We start from the raw sequence: 13,102 nt of genomic DNA on the forward strand, positions 1-13,102 counted from the left end.
CTGATAAAAATACTTATTCATTATATAATGTTAACAATATGTATTTTAAAGTTTACATTGAGTGAGGGATATTGATGAACGTAATTTTAGAACAGTTGAAAACACATACTCAAAATAAACCTAATGACATAGCATTACATATCGATGATGAAACAATTACATATAGTCAACTAAATGCCCGCATCACTAGCGCAGTTGAATCTTTGCAGAAATATTCACTTAACCCTGTCGTTGCTATTAATATGAAATCACCGGTGCAAAGTATTATTTGTTATTTAGCTTTGCATCGTTTACATAAAGTGCCTATGATGATGGAAGGTAAATGGCAAAGTACTATACATCGTCAATTGATTGAAAAATATGGTATTAAAGATGTAATTGGAGATACAGGTCTCATGCAGAATATAGACTCACCGATGTTTATTGATTCAACGCAATTACAGCACTACCCCAATTTATTACATATTGGTTTTACTTCAGGGACAACTGGACTGCCAAAAGCATATTATCGTGATGAAGATTCATGGTTGGCTTCTTTTGAAGTTAATGAAATGTTGATGTTAAAAAATGAAAATGCAATAGCAGCCCCTGGACCACTATCGCACTCGTTAACATTATATGCGTTATTGTTTGCTTTAAGTTCCGGTCGTACTTTTATAGGACAGACCACTTTTCATCCTGAAAAGTTACTTAATCAATGTCATAAAATATCATCATACAAAGTTGCTATGTTTCTTGTTCCAACGATGATTAAATCATTATTGTTAGTTTACAACAATGAACATACAATCCAATCATTTTTTAGCAGTGGAGATAAGCTGCATTCTTCTATTTTTAAAAAGATAAAAAATCAAGCAAATGACATAAATTTGATTGAATTTTTTGGTACATCGGAAACCAGTTTTATCAGCTATAACTTGAATCAGCAAGCACCAGTTGAATCAGTAGGTGTGCTATTTCCAAATGTGGAATTGAAAACAACGAATCACGATCACAATGGTATAGGAACTATTTGTATAAAAAGTAATATGATGTTTAGTGGCTATGTAAGTGAACAATGTATAAATAATGATGAATGGTTTGTTACTAATGATAATGGCTATGTAAAAGAGCAGTATTTATATTTAACGGGACGTCAACAGGATATGTTAATTATTGGTGGTCAAAATATATATCCAGCACATGTTGAACGCCTTTTAACGCAATCTTCGAGCATTGATGAAGCAATTATCATCGGTATTCCAAATGAGCGTTTTGGTCAAATAGGCGTATTGCTTTATTCTGGTGATGTGACACTTACACATAAAAATGTAAAACAATTTTTAAAAAAGAAAGTGAAACGCTATGAAATTCCATCGATGATTCATCATGTAGAAAAGATGTATTACACTGCAAGTGGTAAAATTGCTAGAGAAAAAATGATGTCGATGTATTTGAGAGGTGAATTATAATATGAATCAAGCAGTCATAGTTGCAGCTAAACGAACTGCATTTGGGAAATATGGTGGCACTTTAAAACATTTAGAGCCAGAACAATTGCTTAAACCTTTATTCCAACATTTTAAAGAGAAGTATCCAGAGGTAATATCTAAAATAGATGATGTAGTTTTAGGTAATGTTGTTGGGAATGGTGGCAATATTGCAAGAAAAGCATTGCTTGAAGCGGGGCTTAAAGATTCAATACCTGGCGTCACAATCGATCGGCAATGTGGGTCTGGACTTGAAAGTGTTCAATATGCATGTCGCATGATCCAAGCCGGAGCTGGCAAGGTATATATTGCAGGTGGTGTTGAAAGTACAAGTCGAGCACCTTGGAAAATCAAACGACCGCATTCTGTGTACGAAACAGCATTACCTGAGTTTTATGAGCGTGCATCATTTGCACCTGAAATGAGCGACCCATCAATGATTCAAGGTGCTGAAAATGTGGCCAAGATGTATGATGTTTCAAGAGAATTACAAGATGAATTTGCTTATCGAAGTCATCAATTGACAGCGGAAAATGTAAAGAATGGAAATATTTCTCAGGAAATATTACCTATAACCGTTAAAGGAGAAATATTCAACACTGATGAAAGTCTAAAATCACATATTCCGAAAGATAACTTTGGCCGATTTAAGCCCGTGATCAAAGGTGGGACCGTTACCGCTGCGAATAGTTGTATGAAAAATGATGGTGCAGTTTTATTGCTTATTATGGAAAAAGATATGGCATACGAATTAGGTTTCGAGCATGGTTTATTATTTAAAGATGGTGTTACGGTAGGTGTTGATTCTAATTTTCCTGGCATTGGTCCAGTACCAGCCATTTCCAACTTACTAAAAAGAAATCAATTAACGATAGAAAATATTGAAGTCATTGAAATTAACGAAGCGTTCAGTGCACAGGTAGTTGCCTGCCAACAAGCTTTAAATATTTCAAATACGCAATTAAATATATGGGGTGGTGCATTAGCATCAGGTCATCCATACGGTGCAAGCGGTGCCCAATTAGTGACTCGATTATTTTATATGTTTGACAAAGAGACTATGATTGCATCTATGGGGATAGGGGGAGGTCTAGGAAATGCAGCATTATTTACTCGATTCTAACCAGCGATTAAATGTGTCATTTTCTAAGGATAGTGTGGCTGCATATTATCAGTGTTTTAACCAACCTTATAGAAAAGAAGTACCACCATTAATGTGTGCGTCATTATGGCCAAAATTTGATTTATTTAAAAAATATGCAAATAGCGAACTGATTTTAACAAAATCAGCAATTAATCAAACTCAAAAGATAGAAGTAGACACAATATATGTAGGGCATTTAGAAGATATTGAATGCCGACAGACTCGCAATATCACACGTTATACAATGGCTTTAACATTAACTAAAAATGATCAACATGTCATAACGGTTACACAAACTTTTATTAAGGCGATGAAGTAGAGATGAAGTTTAATGAGATATGGATAAATGAATATTTGGCGCTCGTAAATGATGATAATCCAATACATAATGAGATTGTGCCAGGACAATTAGTGAGTCAAATGATGCTGATGGCTATGTCATTAGAGACAAACCAGTGTCAAATTAACTACGTTAAACCTATTTTAATAAATGAAAATATCGAATTCATTGAACAACACGAACACGAAATTATAGCAATTAATGACGATGGAGAGATTAAAATAAAAATTTCTTTGAGCACAAAAAAATAACCGATATTAGCTGCATGAACGCATATTAATTAGGAGATGAAAGGACAGCTAATATCAGTTATGTATTGTTATTATTATTGGGAACAGAGATGAATATAGGTTACGTTTCTTTCTTTGCACGGGGATGCATTAATCTAAAATAATAATAACAACTATATCAATGTTTAATAAATTCTGGATTATTGGAACGATTAGTCAATTTAACTAACTTTCATATGATCTATATCGTCTTGTAATAAAGAGAGCAATTTGAATATTTCAGTATCACTAAATGAATCGTCACATTTAATTGAAACATGCTGAAACGTTTTGGTTATAATTTCATAAACTGGTGCGCCTTCATGGTGATACTGTCGATAAATAATCATAACCTATATTACCTCCTTTGCTACTCTATGGTTATATTATAAATAACATTTTTATGTGTGACATCAACCTTAAGTATCAACTTTTTATCAGACATAGAACGTATGATTTACTAAGACTATGTATGTATAAAAGTTCTAAATAAATATATATTTATAGAGTCGCCTGGCAGTCATTTGGGAAATATAACATATATGATTAGAGAGGCATCTATCGCAAAAGAATGATAATGATAGAGGTATTGAGCATATAGATGAGTTTAAGTTCATCTTGAAAATAAAGGGTTATTTAGTCATAGATGTAGATGTATAGGAAATATTTGTATGTATTGTTCGATATGTATGAAATTTTCAATAAAAGCTAATAACGCTTATATGTAACTTTCAAATTTAAATTATATACAGAGCATGATGATTATAAAAAAATAACCACATCACATAAATTGAGTTCATACCCAATTTAAGTGGTGTGGCTAATAATGTTGATTTATAGATGAACCGCCTAATCGTTAAACCTCTGTTACTTCAACATCGATATGTTCAATACGGTTGTATGCACCGTGATCCACAGGACCAACAAAATCATTCATTTTCCAACCGTTTTTAATAGCAGAAGCGACGAAAGCTTTCGCGCTAATCACAGCTTCTTTCGGTGACTTACCGTTAGCTAAATATGCAGTTGTTGCCGCAGCAAATGTACAACCAGCACCATGGTTATAACTTTGTTGGAACATGTCTGTTGTTAGTTGATAAAATGTTTGACCATCATAGTATAAGTCATACGATTTATCTTGATCTAAAGCTTTGCCACCTTTAATGATGACATGCTGTGCGCCTTTATCAAAGATAATTGTTGCAGCCTTTTTCATATCTTCAATTGAATTTAATTTACCTAATCCTGATAATTGACCCGCTTCAAATAAGTTTGGTGTCACTACCGTTGCTTTAGGTAGTAAATATTTAATCATCGCCTCAGTATTTCCAGGATTAAGCACTTCATCTTCGCCTTTACAAACCATGACAGGATCTACTACAAAGTATTGTGCATTAGATGCCTCATATACTTCTCCAGCACGTTTGATTATCTCCTCAGTACCTAACATACCTGTTTTAATAGCATCAGGTCCGATTGATAAAGCCGTTTCAAGTTGTTTTTCAAATACGTCCATAGGTAATGGTGTGACATCGTGTGACCATGTATCTTTATCCATAGTAACGATGGCAGTTAAAGCGACCATGCCATACGTATCTAATTCTTGGAACGTTTTCAAATCTGCCTGCATACCTGCGCCAGCACTTGTGTCAGAACCGGCAATTGTTAAAACTTTCTTTAAAGCCATTGAGCTTCACTCCTACATAATAATATTGTATTCATCATATCATTTTTAACCTAATTGAAAAATATTAAGCATTCAATATTTGATGATTGTTGAAATGAATCATTCATACTATTGTAACTTTTGAAAATGTCATTCACTTTAGATAAGTGTGATATGTTAAAATATGTCCTGAGGTGAGATTGAATGGAATGGTCGCAAATTTTTCATGACATAACAACGAAACATGACTTTAAAGCTATGCATGATTTTTTAGAAAAAGAATATTCGACTGCAATCGTATACCCTGATAGGGAAAATATATATCAAGCGTTTGATTTAACACCGTTTGAAAATATCAAAGTTGTTATATTAGGACAAGACCCGTATCATGGTCCAAACCAAGCACATGGATTAGCATTTTCAGTGCAACCTAACGCAAAATTCCCTCCATCTTTACGTAATATGTATAAAGAATTAGCAGATGATATTGGATGTGTTAGACAAACACCGCATTTACAAGATTGGGCAAGAGAAGGCGTCTTGTTATTGAATACAGTTTTAACCGTAAGACAGGGTGAAGCAAATTCTCATCGTGATATTGGTTGGGAAACATTTACTGATGAAATTATTAAAGCAGTGTCTGATTATAAAGAACATGTTGTCTTTATTTTGTGGGGGAAACCTGCACAGCAAAAAATAAAGCTTATCGATACATCTAAACATTGTATTATAAAATCAGTGCATCCTAGTCCACTGTCTGCATATAGAGGATTCTTTGGATCAAAACCGTATTCCAAAGCGAATGCCTATTTAGAGTCAGTAGGAAAATCACCAATTAATTGGTGTGAAAGTGAGGCGTAGATGGTGAATAGAGAAACTTTAATAGCACGAATTGAGCAAGAATTAGTACAAGCAGAGCAGGCACAGCATGACCATGACTTTGAAAAACATATGTATGCCATACATATATTAACATCTTTATATGCTTCAACATCAAATACACCACATATTGGTGAACAACAAATGAATCGTCGTATTGCTAACCATAATCAAATGCCACAATCACAAATAACGCAGCCAACTCATCAAGTGACAGCTGCTGAAATTGAAGCGATGGGTGGTAAAGTAAATACGCATTCAGCACATCATCATAATAAGTCATATTCACAACCTTCAAACCAACAACAAAGATTAGCGACAGATGATGACATTGGCAATGGTGAATCCATATTTGATTTTTAAAAAGCAACAATGAAACATAATTACTTAATAGCTTGTTAAGTATGTAGGTTAATAATCAAGACGCATATACTTTTATTCGAGTGTTCGGATTTAAACATTTATTAATACTGAATTATATAAGGAGAGGTAGCAATGAAATTATTTATTATTTTAGGTGCATTAAACGCGATGATGGCTGTCGGTACAGGTGCATTTGGTGCGCATGGTTTACAAGGAAAAATAAGTGATCACTATTTATCAGTATGGGAAAAAGCAACGACGTATCAAATGTACCATGGCTTAGCATTATTAATTATAGGTGTAATTAGTGGTACAACTTCAATCAATGTTAACTGGGCTGGCTGGTTAATATTTGCTGGTATTATTTTCTTTAGTGGATCATTATATATTTTAGTATTAACTCAAATTAAAGTTTTAGGTGCGATTACGCCAATTGGTGGCGTATTGTTCATCATTGGATGGATAATGTTAATCATTGCGACATTCAAATTTGCTGGTTAAATTTTAAAACTTTAGATTACCTATGTAACTAAACATTAAATTTTTAATAAAAATAATCAAGAAAAAGAGTTACAAACTCATCTTTTGGGTATAGAATACCTTCGAGGTGAGTTTTTATTTATGGAAAAAAAGAATAAGCAAATAGATAGAGGCGATTTAAAACAAAACCTATCTGAAAAGTTTGTATGGGCGATTGCATATGGTTCATGTATCGGATGGGGCGCATTCATCTTACCAGGAGACTGGATTAAGCAGTCAGGTCCGATTGCAGCATCAATTGGTATAGTTATTGGTGCATTATTAATGATATTAATTGCGGTTAGTTATGGCGCATTAGTAGAGAGATTTCCAGTATCAGGGGGCGCGTTTGCCTTTAGTTTCTTAAGTTTCGGCAGATATGTGAGTTTCTTCTCATCATGGTTTTTAACTTTTGGTTATGTCTGTGTCGTTGCTTTAAATGCGACCGCATTCAGTTTACTAGTTAAATTCTTATTGCCAGATGTCTTAAATAATGGGAAACTATACACCATTGCGGGCTGGGACGTTTATATTACGGAAATCATTATTGCGACCGTATTACTACTTGTATTCATGCTAGTAACGATTCGTGGCGCAAGTGTATCTGGATCATTACAATATTATTTCTGTGTGGCGATGGTAATCGTCGTATTATTGATGTTCTTTGGTTCATTCTTTGGTAATAATTTTGCACTTGAAAATTTACAACCGTTAGCTGAACCTAGCAAAGGATGGTTAGTGTCTATTGTGGTTATTGTATCCGTGGCACCATGGGCATATGTTGGATTTGATAATATTCCACAAACAGCAGAAGAGTTTAACTTTGCACCAAACAAGACATTTAAGCTTATCGTGTACAGTTTATTAGCAGCATCATTAACTTATGTTGTCATGATTTTATACACTGGTTGGTTATCAACAAGTCATCAAAGTTTAAATGGGCAGTTGTGGTTAACAGGTGCTGTTACACAAACAGCATTTGGTTATATTGGATTAGGTGTATTAGCAATTGCAATTATGATGGGTATATTTACTGGTTTAAATGGATTCTTGATGAGTTCAAGTCGCTTGTTATTTTCTATGGGACGTTCAGGTATTATGCCAACAATGTTTAGTAAATTACATAGTAAATACAAAACACCATATGTCGCAATCATATTCCTAGTAGGTGTGTCGTTAATTGCACCTTGGCTAGGAAGAACTGCATTGACTTGGATTGTAGATATGTCATCTACAGGTGTATCCATTGCCTACTTTATTACATGTTTGTCTGCAGCGAAATTATTCAGTTATAACAAACAAAGTAATACGTATGCACCGGTTTACAAAACGTTTGCTATTATCGGCTCATTTGTATCATTCATTTTCTTAGCGTTGTTATTAGTGCCAGGTTCTCCTGCAGCACTGACTGCACCGTCTTATATTGCATTACTTGGATGGTTAATCATCGGTTTAATATTCTTTGTGATTCGATATCCTAAATTGAAAAATATGGATAATGATGAATTAAGTCGCTTGATTTTAAATAGAAGTGAAAATGAAGTTGATGATATGATTGAAGAACCTGAAAAAGAAAAAACTAAATAATAAAAGAATCGCACAATATACCTTCTTCATTCGGAGGCGTATCGTGCGATTTTTTGTATTATAAATTGACATTTAAGACGAGGCAGCTGAACCTTATATATAATTGCTAATAGTTTGGGCTGAGCCAATTCTAACAATATTTATAATCGTTTAAAAGATTTCACGAACCCAGAAACAATTAATTTAGAAATTTGGTCGGCGAATAATAAACCTAATGCGATGGCTCCTGCAATAAGTGTTACTTCTAACATTGTATTTATTGCTGTGCTGAAATTTAATAAGACTAAATTTTTTGTAGCATCGTATGCTAAGCCACCAGGTACTAATGGAATGATACCCGTTACCATAAAAATGATGGCAGGTTCTTTTTGTTTACGAGCCATATAATGACTTAACAAGCCTAATGCTAAACTACCAAAGAAACTAGAGTATATAGTGTGCACATTAAAGCCGTTGAAGAATAAGGTGTAAACCATCCATCCACATGTACCAACGAAACCACATGATAGATATAATTTTCTAGGTGCATCAAAAATGACGCAGAAGAACATTGAAGCTAAAAAGCTAAAGATAAAGTTTAAGATCCAAAACATAGTCTGATACTCCTATACTAAAATTAATACGCTACCAACGCCAGCACCGATGCCAAACGCAGTAACCAATGCTTCTAATGATTTCGTTGTGAACATCAACATGTGTCCACCAAATAAATCTTGTATTGCGTTTGTTATTAATACACCAGGAACAATAGGCATGACTGCCGCAATGATAATAGTTGCCAAGTCACCTGTTGGGATAAGTGTATGTCCAATAACGGCGATAATCCCAATAACTAATGAACCAATGAATTCTGGGATAAACTGTGCATGTAACTTGCGATCTAAAATCTCAGTGACTAGGTATCCTAGACTACCTGCTAATATCGCAGTTAAAACATCAATCAATCTACCACCTTGTAAATATAAGAAACTCATTGCAATCATTGCTGCAGCAAAACCTTTAAAGGGAAGACTGCTGTCACGCTTAGCAACATATATTTTTTCAAGTTGCGTTTTTGCTTCGGCTAAAGAAATTTCATTGTTTGTAATTTGACGCGAAATTTTATTAGCTTGCGAAATTTTTATTAAGTTTGTATCTCGAGAGGTAATTCTAAATATTCTAGGAAACGATTCCGAATGTAACGTAAACTGGATGACAGTGTTTGTAACAAAGCTGTTACTTTCACTGTAACCAAGTTTTTTTGCAATACGTGTCATGGTATCTTCTACACGCGTACCTTCTGCACCAGATTCTAATAGTATGCGAGCAGCAAGCATGACAACGTCTTTGATAAGTACCTCTTGTTTGTATTCTTCTGAATTTATGTCCATTTCATCACCATTGTTTATAAGAATTTAATACTCATTATAGTTTATACACTATAAAATAACCACATGAGCTTTTTGATAAGTTGTTATTGATTTTAAAAAACTAATATTTGATACTATTGTAATAATAATCATCGGAATTTTTAGTAGTTAAAATTCTCTTGAAGTATAAAAAGGAAAAATTATTGAAAAAAATTCGACAAAAATATGTTTCAAATATTTCAAATAGGTTAAAATAATATTAGTTAACCATTACAAAAATTGTATAGAGTAGCGACTGTATAATTTCTATTGAGGTTAACGTTTATATGTAGTGATAGTAGTTAAAGTTCTCCCAAGGAAGACTACTCGGGTACACTTTGCTATGAGCAAAGTGTACTTTGTTATTGATAATACATTAGCACATATATATAAGTTTAAACATACAGATTTCAACTATTTACCAAATCACGTCTTATGTATACGGGAATATACTGAAGATAAACGAAAAATTCCAAGCTTAAACCGATAAGCTTGGAATTTTTTTATTAATTTATAAACGTACCAATGTATTAAGAAATCGCAAAGAATTGATCGAATTCGTTTGTGTTAATAAGATGTCCTACAAAGAAACTACCGAATTCACCGTATCGTGCTGTTGTTTCATCAAAGCGCATTTCGTATACAATTTTTTTGAATTGTAATACGTCATCTGAGAACAATGTTACGCCCCATTCGAAATCATCAAACCCTACAGAACCAGTAATAAATTGTTTGATTTTGCCAGCATATTTTCTACCAATCATACCATGGTCATACATTAATTTTTGGCGTTCTTCCATAGTTAACATGTACCAGTTATAAGTTTCATTACGACGTTTGTTCATTGGATAGAAACAAATATAATCAGAATGTGGTAATTCTGGGTATAATCTTGCTTTGATATGAGGGTTCTCATAAGGATCTTCATCAGATTTACCAGCTAAATAATTGCTCAATTCAATGACTGATACATATGAATATGTAGGGATTAAGAAGTCAGCAATGCGCAATTTGTTAAATTCATTTTCAATATGATTTAAAGACTTCATTTCAGGACGTAAGAACCATAATAACAAATCTGCTTTTTGACCAGTTATATTATAAATAGCTTGATCACCAGATTTTGATGATCTTACAGTTGCTGTATTTTCTAAAAATGATTGAAATTCAGTGACAAGTGCATCGCGTTCGTCCTTTGGAACTAGACGTAATGATGCCCAATCAACTGCATAAAATAAATGTAGACTATACCAACCATCTAATGTTTCGGCTGCTTGACTCATGTTTATCGCTCCTTTTCAAAAATCATCAGTTCTTTATAAATTTTATCATAAAGCAAAGGGGTAACGATAAAATTATGATTACAAATTGGTGACGTGGCATTATGAAATAAAATGGCGTATAATTATACCGTGAATGATTAATAAGATTTATATTACAGGAGGACATTATGGCTGATTTATTAAATGTATTAAAAGACAAACTTTCTGGTAAAAACGTTAAAATCGTATTACCTGAAGGAGAGGACGAACGTGTTCTAACAGCTGCAACACAATTACAAGCAACAGATTATGTTACACCAATCGTGTTAGGTGATGAGACTAAGGTTCAATCTTTAGCGCAAAAACTTGATCTTGATATTTCTAATATTGAATTAATTAATCCTGCGACAAGTGAATTGAAAGCTGAATTAGTTCAATCATTTGTTGAACGACGTAAAGGTAAAGCGACTGAAGAACAAGCACAAGAATTATTAAACAATGTGAACTACTTCGGTACAATGCTTGTTTATGCTGGTAAAGCAGATGGTTTAGTTAGTGGTGCAGCACATTCAACAGGAGACACTGTGCGTCCAGCTTTACAAATCATCAAAACGAAACCAGGTGTATCAAGAACATCAGGTATCTTCTTTATGATTAAAGGTGATGTACAATACATCTTTGGTGATTGTGCAATCAATCCAGAACTTGATTCACAAGGACTTGCAGAAATTGCAGTAGAAAGTGCAAAATCAGCATTAAGCTTTGGCATGGATCCAAAAGTTGCAATGTTAAGCTTTTCAACAAAAGGGTCTGCTAAATCAGACGACGTGACAAAAGTTCAAGAAGCTGTCAAATTAGCACAACAAAAAGCTGAAGAAGAAAAATTAGAAGCAATCATTGATGGCGAATTCCAATTTGATGCTGCGATTGTACCAGGTGTTGCTGAGAAAAAAGCGCCAGGTGCTAAATTACAAGGTGATGCAAATGTCTTTGTATTCCCAAGTTTAGAAGCTGGTAATATTGGTTACAAAATTGCACAACGTTTAGGTGGATATGATGCAGTTGGTCCAGTATTACAAGGTTTAAATTCTCCAGTAAATGACTTATCACGTGGCTGCTCAATTGAAGATGTATACAATCTTTCAATTATCACAGCAGCGCAAGCCTTACAATAACGATGGATTTAGCGAGTAAATATTTTAATGGCGTCAACTGGCGATATATCGATCATTCTTCTGGATTAGAACCTATGCAATCTTTCGCATTCGATGATACATTTTGCGAAAGTGTGGGCAAAGATATATCAGATAATGTTGTGCGTACTTGGATTCATCAACATACTGTTATTCTTGGTATTCATGATTCAAGATTGCCGTTTTTAAAAGATGGCATTGATTATTTAACGAATGAGATTGGTTATAATGCCATTGTTAGAAATTCTGGTGGCTTAGGTGTCGTTCTAGATCAAGGTGTATTAAATATATCGCTGATGTTCAAAGGACAAACAGAAACAACGATTGATGAAGCGTTTACTGTGATGTACCTCTTAATTAGCAAAATGTTCGAAAATGAGAATGTTGATATTGATACGATGGAAATTGAACATTCTTATTGCCCAGGAAAATTTGACTTAAGTATCGATGGTAAGAAATTTGCAGGCATATCGCAACGAAGAGTTAGAGGCGGTATTGCTGTACAAATTTATCTTTGTGTTGAAGGCTCTGGTTCAGAACGTGCATTGATGATGCAAACATTTTATGAACATGCTTTAAAAGGTGAAGTGACTAAATTTAAATATCCTGAAATTGAACCATCTTGTATGGCCTCATTAGAGACATTGCTTAACAAAACGATTACTGTTCAAGATGTAATGTTTTTACTATTATATGCAATCAAAGATCTTGGCGGTGTATTAAATATGACGCCAATTACTCAAGAAGAATGGCAAAGATACGATACGTATTTTGATAAAATGATTGAAAGAAACAAGAAAATGATAGATCAAATGCAATAGTTAAATATTTAACAGCCCCTTTCAAGTTATCGTTTGGGGCTGTTATTTTTGAAAGTATCCATAAAAAGCATAAATATGTTATTGACCTAATATTTAAATTGAACATCATTAAATTAAAAGTAATGATATGATGGAAATAATAAATTTAATAAGAAAATTTCATGTTTTACGTATTAAATAGATTGAGAATAGGGTATATATA

The 13,102-nt window shown here is 33.6% G+C and carries 15 protein-coding genes; 10 read left to right on the forward strand and 5 right to left on the reverse strand.

Features of this window, described 5'->3' with window-relative positions; all coding sequences use genetic code 11:
• Window positions 1–74: 74 nt before the first annotated feature.
• From JQN76_RS06840 to JQN76_RS06855, 4 genes are read left to right on the forward strand one after another with little or no spacing between them, the layout of a single operon-like run.
• Window positions 75–1,451 carry a long-chain fatty acid--CoA ligase gene (locus tag JQN76_RS06840; protein ID WP_001100835.1) on the forward strand — a complete coding sequence of 459 codons (1,377 nt, stop codon included), beginning with the start codon at window positions 75–77 and terminating at the stop codon, window positions 1,449–1,451.
• A gap of 1 nt (window position 1,452) precedes the next feature.
• Window positions 1,453–2,592 (forward strand): thiolase family protein, encoded by a 1,140-nt coding sequence (locus tag JQN76_RS06845; RefSeq protein ID WP_001070676.1) that lies wholly within the window; start codon window positions 1,453–1,455, stop codon window positions 2,590–2,592.
• On the forward strand, window positions 2,567–2,932 hold the full coding sequence (locus tag JQN76_RS06850) for a protein VraC (RefSeq protein WP_001165058.1): 366 nt from the start codon (window positions 2,567–2,569) through the stop codon (window positions 2,930–2,932). Before JQN76_RS06845 ends, JQN76_RS06850 begins: the two co-directional genes overlap by 26 nt.
• Window positions 2,933–2,934: 2 nt before the next feature.
• Window positions 2,935–3,204: a hypothetical protein gene (locus tag JQN76_RS06855; RefSeq protein ID WP_000671099.1), complete on the forward strand. Its 270-nt coding sequence runs from the start codon at window positions 2,935–2,937 to the stop codon at window positions 3,202–3,204.
• A 200-nt stretch (window positions 3,205–3,404) separates the two neighbouring features.
• Here the strand turns inward: JQN76_RS06855 and vraX are convergent, their stop codons facing one another.
• Window positions 3,405–3,572: a C1q-binding complement inhibitor VraX gene (gene vraX, locus JQN76_RS06860; protein WP_000587958.1), complete on the reverse strand. Its 168-nt coding sequence runs from the start codon at window positions 3,570–3,572 to the stop codon at window positions 3,405–3,407.
• Window positions 3,573–4,078: 506 nt separating this feature from the next.
• Complete coding sequence (gene thiD, locus JQN76_RS06865) at window positions 4,079–4,909, reverse strand: bifunctional hydroxymethylpyrimidine kinase/phosphomethylpyrimidine kinase (protein WP_001185462.1); 831 nt, start codon at window positions 4,907–4,909, stop codon at window positions 4,079–4,081.
• A 183-nt stretch (window positions 4,910–5,092) separates the two neighbouring features.
• Between thiD and JQN76_RS06870 the strand changes: the two genes are divergently transcribed.
• From JQN76_RS06870 to JQN76_RS06885, 4 genes are all read left to right on the forward strand, one after another.
• Window positions 5,093–5,749: a uracil-DNA glycosylase gene (locus JQN76_RS06870; protein ID WP_000455256.1), complete on the forward strand. Its 657-nt coding sequence runs from the start codon at window positions 5,093–5,095 to the stop codon at window positions 5,747–5,749.
• Window positions 5,750–6,130 carry a DUF5327 family protein gene (locus JQN76_RS06875; RefSeq protein ID WP_000248117.1) on the forward strand — a complete coding sequence of 127 codons (381 nt, stop codon included), beginning with the start codon at window positions 5,750–5,752 and terminating at the stop codon, window positions 6,128–6,130.
• A gap of 132 nt (window positions 6,131–6,262) precedes the next feature.
• Window positions 6,263–6,631, forward strand: coding sequence for a DUF423 domain-containing protein (locus tag JQN76_RS06880; protein WP_000765183.1), 369 nt, complete (start codon window positions 6,263–6,265; stop codon window positions 6,629–6,631).
• 120 nt (window positions 6,632–6,751) lie between these two features.
• Window positions 6,752–8,236, forward strand: coding sequence for an APC family permease (locus tag JQN76_RS06885; protein WP_000412514.1), 1,485 nt, complete (start codon window positions 6,752–6,754; stop codon window positions 8,234–8,236).
• 140 nt (window positions 8,237–8,376) lie between these two features.
• Here the strand turns inward: JQN76_RS06885 and JQN76_RS06890 are convergent, their stop codons facing one another.
• The 3 genes from JQN76_RS06890 to hemQ all read right to left on the reverse strand — a co-directional run bounded on the left by JQN76_RS06890 (window position 8,377) and on the right by hemQ (window position 10,907).
• Window positions 8,377–8,829 carry a threonine/serine exporter family protein gene (locus JQN76_RS06890; protein ID WP_000498572.1) on the reverse strand — a complete coding sequence of 151 codons (453 nt, stop codon included), beginning with the start codon at window positions 8,827–8,829 and terminating at the stop codon, window positions 8,377–8,379.
• A gap of 12 nt (window positions 8,830–8,841) precedes the next feature.
• The gene (locus tag JQN76_RS06895) at window positions 8,842–9,606 is read right to left on the reverse strand and encodes a threonine/serine exporter family protein (RefSeq protein ID WP_000354088.1); all 765 of its coding nucleotides are present in this window, start codon (window positions 9,604–9,606) and stop codon (window positions 8,842–8,844) included.
• Between the two features lie 548 nt (window positions 9,607–10,154).
• Window positions 10,155–10,907 (reverse strand): hydrogen peroxide-dependent heme synthase, encoded by a 753-nt coding sequence (hemQ, locus tag JQN76_RS06900; protein WP_000075714.1) that lies wholly within the window; start codon window positions 10,905–10,907, stop codon window positions 10,155–10,157.
• A 167-nt stretch (window positions 10,908–11,074) separates the two neighbouring features.
• Between hemQ and pta the strand changes: the two genes are divergently transcribed.
• Window positions 11,075–12,061, forward strand: a complete 987-nt coding sequence (gene pta / locus JQN76_RS06905; RefSeq protein ID WP_000774282.1) for a phosphate acetyltransferase — start codon at window positions 11,075–11,077, stop codon at window positions 12,059–12,061.
• Window positions 12,062–12,063: 2 nt separating this feature from the next.
• Window positions 12,064–12,900, forward strand: coding sequence for a lipoate--protein ligase family protein (locus tag JQN76_RS06910; RefSeq protein ID WP_000362357.1), 837 nt, complete (start codon window positions 12,064–12,066; stop codon window positions 12,898–12,900).
• Window positions 12,901–13,102 lie beyond the last annotated feature (202 nt).

Source organism: Staphylococcus sp. SM3655 (genome assembly GCF_016917315.1).
Classification (GTDB): domain Bacteria; phylum Bacillota; class Bacilli; order Staphylococcales; family Staphylococcaceae; genus Staphylococcus; species Staphylococcus aureus.

What these genes read in the sequence shown, in the direction of transcription:
- JQN76_RS06840 (WP_001100835.1), top strand. Translation starts at nt 75, where the DNA reads ATGAACGTAATTTTAGAACAGTTGAAAACACATACTCAAAATAAACCT.
- JQN76_RS06895 (WP_000354088.1), bottom strand. Translation starts at nt 9,606, where the DNA reads ATGGACATAAATTCAGAAGAATACAAACAAGAGGTACTTATCAAAGAC.
- JQN76_RS06880 (WP_000765183.1), top strand. Translation starts at nt 6,263, where the DNA reads ATGAAATTATTTATTATTTTAGGTGCATTAAACGCGATGATGGCTGTC.
- JQN76_RS06850 (WP_001165058.1), top strand. Translation starts at nt 2,567, where the DNA reads ATGCAGCATTATTTACTCGATTCTAACCAGCGATTAAATGTGTCATTT.
- JQN76_RS06910 (WP_000362357.1), top strand. Translation starts at nt 12,064, where the DNA reads ATGGATTTAGCGAGTAAATATTTTAATGGCGTCAACTGGCGATATATC.
- JQN76_RS06845 (WP_001070676.1), top strand. Translation starts at nt 1,453, where the DNA reads ATGAATCAAGCAGTCATAGTTGCAGCTAAACGAACTGCATTTGGGAAA.
- thiD (WP_001185462.1), bottom strand. Translation starts at nt 4,909, where the DNA reads ATGGCTTTAAAGAAAGTTTTAACAATTGCCGGTTCTGACACAAGTGCT.
- hemQ (WP_000075714.1), bottom strand. Translation starts at nt 10,907, where the DNA reads ATGAGTCAAGCAGCCGAAACATTAGATGGTTGGTATAGTCTACATTTA.
- JQN76_RS06855 (WP_000671099.1), top strand. Translation starts at nt 2,935, where the DNA reads ATGAAGTTTAATGAGATATGGATAAATGAATATTTGGCGCTCGTAAAT.
- JQN76_RS06890 (WP_000498572.1), bottom strand. Translation starts at nt 8,829, where the DNA reads ATGTTTTGGATCTTAAACTTTATCTTTAGCTTTTTAGCTTCAATGTTC.
- pta (WP_000774282.1), top strand. Translation starts at nt 11,075, where the DNA reads ATGGCTGATTTATTAAATGTATTAAAAGACAAACTTTCTGGTAAAAAC.
- JQN76_RS06885 (WP_000412514.1), top strand. Translation starts at nt 6,752, where the DNA reads ATGGAAAAAAAGAATAAGCAAATAGATAGAGGCGATTTAAAACAAAAC.
- vraX (WP_000587958.1), bottom strand. Translation starts at nt 3,572, where the DNA reads ATGATTATTTATCGACAGTATCACCATGAAGGCGCACCAGTTTATGAA.
- JQN76_RS06870 (WP_000455256.1), top strand. Translation starts at nt 5,093, where the DNA reads ATGGAATGGTCGCAAATTTTTCATGACATAACAACGAAACATGACTTT.
- JQN76_RS06875 (WP_000248117.1), top strand. Translation starts at nt 5,750, where the DNA reads ATGGTGAATAGAGAAACTTTAATAGCACGAATTGAGCAAGAATTAGTA.